We start from the raw sequence: 7,053 nt of genomic DNA, 5'->3' as shown, positions 1-7,053 counted from the left end.
TTTAACCCACCATTAAAACCCACGTACTTATCTGTTTGTGTAGTATCAGTTATGGTCAATTCACAAAAAAATAACCCCCTTTTTCATGAGGGGGTGTGAGTGAAAGATCATGATTGTTTTTATATAGGTAATAAATTTGGGAAACCAGATGAAAGAACGAATGGTATATACTTTAAGATTGTTGCGTGTATGTTTACAGCACATATTATTTTTAATGGTGTTTTTATTTCATTAGTAGATAGTGATATGGAGTATTTTCGTCAATTTTTTATTTTATTCCAAGGTATTGTATTTATGATAGGTGCTATTTATGCTTTTCGATTATATAGGAAAGAGTTTAGTTAAAATTGCATACTATTAATCTGAAATTCAGAATTTATTTCATAATTCTAATGTTAGCCAGGCTTCTTTTTAATCAGGGAAGCTTTTTTCTATACAAAAAATTAGAAGTATCAAGTAGGAATTTGAAATGTTATAGACGAATACATTTTAGTTAAAGAAAGCTATCAGAGTGGATAAAATCAATAATTCATTGTGTATATTGTTATAGATGAAAGAAGTATTCCTTTAAGGAGGTGTTCATTATGAAGATGATTAGTATGCTTAGGAATAATAATGACTGCAAGGGGAATCTGACTGTATAGCTGATTCAGCTTTCCCCATACTTGAAAGGGGAACGTAAGGAATGAGTTTTGATCATGTATATTTGGAAGAAGTTAATAAAGACAACTGGTATGATTGTTGTTCATTAGAATTATCAGCGGAGCAAGAAAAATTCATGGAGCCAAACGCTATTTCTATTATTCAATCTAACTTTGAGCCTACTTTAAGAGCTTATGCTATTTATCTGGGGGAACAAGTGGTTGGATTTCTTATGTATAATACAATTCAAGAAGAATTGGATGGATACTGGATTTACCGAATCATGGTAGATAAGCATTTTCAAGGTAGTGGGGTAGGAAAGAAGGCAACTAAGTTAATGTTGAATCAAATGAAGCAATTACCAAACATTAGAAAAGTTGTAGTAGGTTATCACCCTGATAATGTAGGAGCTCATTATTTGTATGATAGCTTAGGGTTTATTGATAATGGTGATAGATTTGGTAAAGAAATGGCAGTAACTATGGATATAGAATTTGATTAATACAAACATAGTATGAAAAGGAGCTTCCGTTCAACAAGGAAAGCTCCTTTTCCATTGGATTAGGCGGTACGTTATAAATGTAGAAATGCTGATATGCATTTCTCAGTATTAAATGATTGAGGGGATTAGGCAAGGTCTTGAGAGGATTATGAAAGCGTAATAAACCAATTTATAGGATAATAAGAATGTATAATAAATTCAATTTAATGGATCATTATTTAGAATGCTTAGTATGGAATAAATGTATCGATAGTTTTCTGATATTTTACATCTAGGAGGAAAACAATGAAAAAAACTTTATACCTAATGAGACATGGGCAAACTTTATTTAACGAGAGAAGAAAAATACAAGGCTGGTGTGACGCCCCACTTACAGAATTAGGAATGAAACAGGCAGAAATAGCTGCTAGATATTTTAAAGAGAATAATATTGTATTAGATGCAGCCTATTCCTCTACATCAGAAAGAGCTTCTGACACATTAGAAATTGTAACAAATATTCCTTATACTAGATTAAAAGGGTTAAAAGAATGGAATTTCGGCACATTTGAAGGAGAAAGCGAAGATCTTAATCCACCTCTTCCTTACAATGATTTTTTTGTTAAGTTTGGTGGAGAGGACCAAAAAGAGTTACAACTTAGAATAGCTAAAACCTGTGAACAAATAATGGAAGAAGACAATGAGGTAGTCCTTGCTGTATCTCATGGAGCAGCTTGTAGAAACTTTATGAGATTTTGGGAACATAAGAGCTCCATTGATCAACAAAACCGAATAGGAAATTGCTGTATACTAAAATTTGAATATGAGAATAAAGAATTTAACTTGATTGAAATAATAAATCATGATTTTAGTGGAATAATGGAAGGATTGTCTATTGTATCTTGAGAAAATGATAGATGGTTTCATAACCCCTGCTTAGAAATAAGCAGGGGTTAATTCGTATGTGGATATATCTATATTGGAATAGAGGAGTTGAAATCTGTGTGACTGTAAATTTATAACTTCAATCAGAAAGACTGAGAAATCTAGAGTCCTATAGAGATAAAAATTTATTGTATATGGATGTATATTTTTCCGAAAATTCCTATATAATGGAACTTTTAAAGTGCTAAATTGGTCTTTATATGTAATTGGAGGTGTTAGAACTTTGTGGAATTAAACGAAAAGGATATATATGAAAAGTACTATAATAAAGTATATAAAACAACTTTTTATATTTTAAAAGATAGAGAGTTAGCTAAAGATGCTACTCATGATACGTTTATTAAAGTGTTTAAGAATCTAAAGAAATTGAAAGACCATTCGAAATTGAATGCCTGGATTACAACTATTTCAACGCGTACTGCTATTGATTCTTACAATAAATATAAAAAAAGAATGACTTATGAATTAGAAGAAACAAATTTTCTTGTAAATACGGAAGAAATTAATTCTGTTAAAGAAGAGTTAAACCATTACTTAGCCACTATTTCTCCAGAACAAAAACAAATATTAATATTAAAGTATATAGATGGTTTGACTGAAAAAGAAATTGCTAAAATACTCTCAATTAAATTAGGAACTGTAAAATCAAGGATTTACCGAGCGAAACAAAGATTATCTCATCAATATAAAGTTGGAGGTGAAGTTGATAAATGAAAGAAAACCTTCAAGATTCTGAAGTAAAAGAATTTCTCAAAAAAGAAATAGAGAAAATAGAAGCACCTTTAGATGTAAAAGAGGAAATTTGGTTGAAAATTGCATCGAGAAATAATAGAAGTAAGTCTTTAAAAATTGTCCCATTTATAGCTGCATGTGCCTGTATACTCCTTATATTGCCACTTGGCTTAAGTATAAATACTTTTAATGAGAACACCAGTAGTACACGATCAGCTGAAGAAAAGAAAGATCTAGAAACAATGGAAGCAGTTATTAATAATAATTTAACAGGTCCAGATGAAGAGTGGAAGAGTATAATGGAAGATAATCATTTTAGTGGATTAAGTGAATATGAAGAAAAGTTGTACCGTAAGTATTTCGCTTCAGATAGTGCATACAAGGAGTATATTTCTTACTTTGCTTCTTCGCTATTGGTTGAGACTTTAAAAAAAAATTACCAATTAAAAGTGATATCTATTGAATATGAGGATACTAATTCAGAAGAAATAATTTATAATTTTTCTGCTGAAATAGAGTTTCAAAAAGAGAGTAGTAATACAACCATAACTGGCATAGTTAGAGGGCAAGCAAATTTAAATGAAAAACACAAAATTGAAAAAATGACTATTAATACTGCTGACTTAATGAATTATTTAAGCGATTAATGCTAAGTAATTTTAAATACAATTAGATTTAAATTATTTAATTTGGATGGAATGATGAGGATTATACAAAGGAGTAATTATAAATGAGTCCATTAACATTTGGAAATAAAGTGGATGGCGTAGATTATATAAGAAGAACAGCTGCTTATGGGCTATTTTTTCAGTCAGGAAAATTAGCTGTAGTACAAACATCAGATGGAAATTATTTTCTTCCTGGTGGAGGTATAGAGCAGAATGAAACTCAACAAGAATGCATAATTAGAGAAGCGGTAGAAGAGATGGGGATGGAAATCCAAATAATGGATTATATAGGAGTTGCACAAAGATATTTTTATTCTACAAATGAATACAAATATTATTTAAGTGAAGGGCATTTCTTTCTATGTGAAATAACAAGGCAAATAGGCCAACCTTTGGAAGAAGGTCATATACTCATATGGATGAAACCATTTAATGCTATAGAAGAATTATTTCATGAACACCAAAGCTGGGCAGTAAGAGAAGCAATAGATAAAATTTCTTCTATCTAACTTCTTCTCAAATCTGAAAAATACTCTTTTAAGATATTTTATAAAAACAACAGATATCTCCAGATTATTGTAAAAATACCATATAGCAAATTATTATCCTATAAAATACTGTACACATTTTAATTTTTACTTGACAGATATGAAAGGAATTGTTAATTTTAAAACGTAATGATTACGATTTAATACATATACATTAGGGGGAAACTATGAAAAAATTACTACTTAACTTGTTTAGCATGCTATTAATCTCTATTCTCTTAGTAGCATGTCAAGGGGAAAATGATCAGCAAGTTAATGGATCAGAAGAAAAGAATTCTGAATTAAATCAAGAAGAAGAACAAGTTCAAGAAAAAGTACTTTCTAAAGATACCATTATTCCAGAAGAGATAAAAATCGATGGGTTAGCTGATCACTATCATACTGGAGATAAGATTGAGTTAACGGCAATCTTGGATAAAGAATCAGAATATGATCATTGGCATTGGTATAGCAGGGAGAGTGAAGAGGAAGATTGGGAGATAGTTGAAGGGCAAGAAACAGAAATACTCAAAAGTAAGGCAGAGATTAATGGACTAGAAGTGAAAGCGGTACTATTTGACGAAAAACAAAAACCCAGCATTCAATCAGATATCGTAAAAATTGTTATCGATGATCATCATGGTCATGATGAAGCAAGTAAGCAAATTTATGAAGGATATTTTGAAGATAGCCAAATTAAGGATCGTGCATTGTCTGATTGGGAAGGGGAGTGGCAGTCCGTTTATCCATATCTTGTATCTGGGGATTTAGATGCTGTATTTAAACATAAAGCAGAAAAGGGGGAAATGACAGAAGAAGAGTATAAAGATTATTATACAGTTGGCTATCAAACAGAAGTTGATCATATCCATATTAAAGATAATGTTGTCACTTTCTTTGAAAATGATAAGGAATACTCGGGTAAGTATGAAGCAGATGGATACGAAGTTTTGAATTATGCAAAGGGAAATCGAGGAGTACGATTTGTATTCAAATTGATAGAGGAAACAGAAAATATGCCTAAATATATTCAATTTAGTGATCATAATATTTTTCCTGTTCAATCCCATCACTTCCATTTATATTGGGGAGATGACCGTGAGAAATTGTTAGAAGAACTCGAAAAATGGCCAACGTATTATCCTTCCGATTTAGAAGGAGTCGATATTATTCGAGATATGTTAGCACATTAATGAAAAAATGATAAATGTATGGGTAATAGGTAAAGATAGAAAATAATTAAAAGTTTAATAGGAATTAAATCGTAATCATTACGTTTTTTTGTGAAGAATGGAGAGTGATAGATTATATGAAAAAAAGATGGCTAGGATTGATTCTAGTGCTGTCTACTAGTCTTTTTGGATGTGAAAATGTAGAAGAGAATAGTGCGAGTGAAAAGATTTCAGTTGTAACATCCTTTTATCCCATGTATGAATTTACTAAACAGGTTGCAGGGGATAGAGCAGATGTATCTTTAATGTTAGACAATGGAGAAGATGCACATCACTTTGAGCCAAGTGCTAAGGATGTTGCACATATTAATAATGCAGATGTGTTTGTATATAGCAGTGATCAAATGGAGTATTGGGTCAATAGTTTATTAAATTCTATGGAAAATAATTCCTTGATCATTGCTCGTACAGGAGATGTTCTTGAGTCAGAACATGAACATGAACATGAACATGAAACAACTAGTGAAGGTAATAAAAATATAAAAATCGAAGGAGTTTCAGATCATTATCATACTGGAGATATCATTTTCCTTTCTGCAGAGTTGGAAGAAGATTCGACATATGAACACTGGCATTGGTATACAAGGAACAGCGAGGATGAGGAGTGGATAAGTGTTCCTAATCAGGAAGGATCAACCTTTGTATATGAAGCAACAGAAACAAGCTTTGAAGTTCGAGCGGTATTATTTGATGATTCTCACAAGGAATTTGCACAATCACAACCAGCTGAAATTGTCATTAATAATCATGGACAAATGCATGAGCATACAGAAGAAGAACATAATGATCAACAAGGTATCCATGAAGCTGATGAACAATCAAACCTAGTTAGTGAAACGGCAGTTAAGATTATTGGACTGGCAGATCACTATCACACAGGAGATGTCGTAACACTAGAGGCAGAGCTTCAAGAAGAAAGCCATTATGAGCATTGGGAATGGTATACACGTACTAGTGAGGATGAAGAATGGGAAGCAGTATCAGGTCAAGAAACACATCATTTTGAGTACAAAACGACAGGAGAAAGCTTCGATGTAAAAGCAGTTCTTTTGGATGAAAATCATCATACATTTGTTGAATCTGAGTCCGTTTCCGTAATTATTGACAATCATGAAAGTCATGATCCACATATTTGGTTAGATCCAGTATTGGCACAAGAGCAGGTTAAAATTATTCGCGATGCCCTTATTGAAGCAGATCCAGAAGGTAAAGAAACCTATGAAAAAAATACTGAAACATTTATGAAAGAACTACAGAATTTGCATGAAGATTATCAATCTACTCTTGAAGATGCAGAGAATCGTGTGTTTGTGGTGCAGCATCAGGCTTTTGGCTATATAGCAGAGCGATATCATTTAAAACAAATTGCTATCGGTGGGTTATCTACAGAAGTGGAACCAAGTGCATCTAGAATGGCAGAAATCGGAAATTTAGTGAAAGAATATAATGTTCCAGTTATCTATTATCAACAAGGTGCTAACTCAGCAATTGCTGAAACAGTCGCTGGAGAAACAGGAACAGAGACGGCAGTATTATATGATTTAGAAGTGTTATCAAAGGAATTTCAAAAAGAAAATTTAGGCTACATAGCTGCAATGCGTGAAAACTTAAAATCTTTACAGTTGAGTATTAAATAAAAAGAGTGTTATAAAACAATATGAATATTACGTAATGGATCGGATGCATCTTTAAAAGATGTATCTTTTTTGTGCGACGGGCAGTCGCTCCTTTTTGCTTTAAAGCATGAATTTACTGTTATAGGTTGGGCGATGTTACTTCGGTAATAACAAGCCCCGAATCCTGGAAGGTATGATTCTCTCGGAGGT

At 32.1% G+C, this 7,053-nt stretch carries 7 protein-coding genes and 1 pseudogene; all 8 read left to right on the top strand.

Annotated features, from left to right (window positions below):
* Window positions 1–123 precede the first annotated feature (123 nt).
* A pseudogene (locus F9279_RS24405) lies at window positions 124–345 on the top strand (6-aminohexanoate hydrolase); the annotation flags it as partial.
* Window positions 346–685: 340 nt separating this feature from the next.
* On the top strand, window positions 686–1,144 hold the full coding sequence (locus F9279_RS24400) for a GNAT family N-acetyltransferase (RefSeq protein WP_152116702.1): 459 nt from the start codon (window positions 686–688) through the stop codon (window positions 1,142–1,144).
* Between the two features lie 285 nt (window positions 1,145–1,429).
* On the top strand, window positions 1,430–2,029 hold the full coding sequence (locus tag F9279_RS24395; RefSeq protein ID WP_152116701.1) for a histidine phosphatase family protein: 600 nt from the start codon (window positions 1,430–1,432) through the stop codon (window positions 2,027–2,029).
* Window positions 2,030–2,293: 264 nt separating this feature from the next.
* On the top strand, window positions 2,294–2,782 hold the full coding sequence (locus tag F9279_RS24390) for an RNA polymerase sigma factor (protein WP_152116700.1): 489 nt from the start codon (window positions 2,294–2,296) through the stop codon (window positions 2,780–2,782).
* Window positions 2,779–3,447: a hypothetical protein gene (locus tag F9279_RS24385; RefSeq protein WP_152116699.1), complete on the top strand. Its 669-nt coding sequence runs from the start codon at window positions 2,779–2,781 to the stop codon at window positions 3,445–3,447. The genes F9279_RS24390 and F9279_RS24385 overlap by 4 nt, the downstream gene beginning before the upstream one ends.
* Before the next feature lie 83 nt (window positions 3,448–3,530).
* A complete protein-coding gene (locus F9279_RS24380; protein ID WP_152116698.1) occupies window positions 3,531–3,977 on the top strand; it encodes an NUDIX hydrolase in 447 nt (148 codons plus the stop codon).
* Window positions 3,978–4,183: 206 nt separating this feature from the next.
* Window positions 4,184–5,188, top strand: a complete 1,005-nt coding sequence (locus F9279_RS24375; RefSeq protein WP_152116697.1) for a metal-binding protein ZinT — start codon at window positions 4,184–4,186, stop codon at window positions 5,186–5,188.
* Between the two features lie 116 nt (window positions 5,189–5,304).
* Window positions 5,305–6,864 carry a metal ABC transporter solute-binding protein, Zn/Mn family gene (locus tag F9279_RS24370; RefSeq protein ID WP_152116696.1) on the top strand — a complete coding sequence of 520 codons (1,560 nt, stop codon included), beginning with the start codon at window positions 5,305–5,307 and terminating at the stop codon, window positions 6,862–6,864.
* Window positions 6,865–7,053 lie beyond the last annotated feature (189 nt).

The sequence above is a fragment of the Bacillus sp. B1-b2 genome, assembly GCF_009183415.1.
Lineage (GTDB): Bacteria > Bacillota > Bacilli > Bacillales > Cytobacillaceae > Niallia.
This window is presented reverse-complemented; position numbering and strand designations above follow the sequence as displayed.

Coding starts and splice junctions, on each gene's coding strand:
- F9279_RS24375 (WP_152116697.1), top strand. CDS start 4,184: ATGAAAAAATTACTACTTAACTTGTTTAGCATGCTATTAATCTCTATT.
- F9279_RS24385 (WP_152116699.1), top strand. CDS start 2,779: ATGAAAGAAAACCTTCAAGATTCTGAAGTAAAAGAATTTCTCAAAAAA.
- F9279_RS24370 (WP_152116696.1), top strand. CDS start 5,305: ATGAAAAAAAGATGGCTAGGATTGATTCTAGTGCTGTCTACTAGTCTT.
- F9279_RS24395 (WP_152116701.1), top strand. CDS start 1,430: ATGAAAAAAACTTTATACCTAATGAGACATGGGCAAACTTTATTTAAC.
- F9279_RS24400 (WP_152116702.1), top strand. CDS start 686: ATGAGTTTTGATCATGTATATTTGGAAGAAGTTAATAAAGACAACTGG.
- F9279_RS24380 (WP_152116698.1), top strand. CDS start 3,531: ATGAGTCCATTAACATTTGGAAATAAAGTGGATGGCGTAGATTATATA.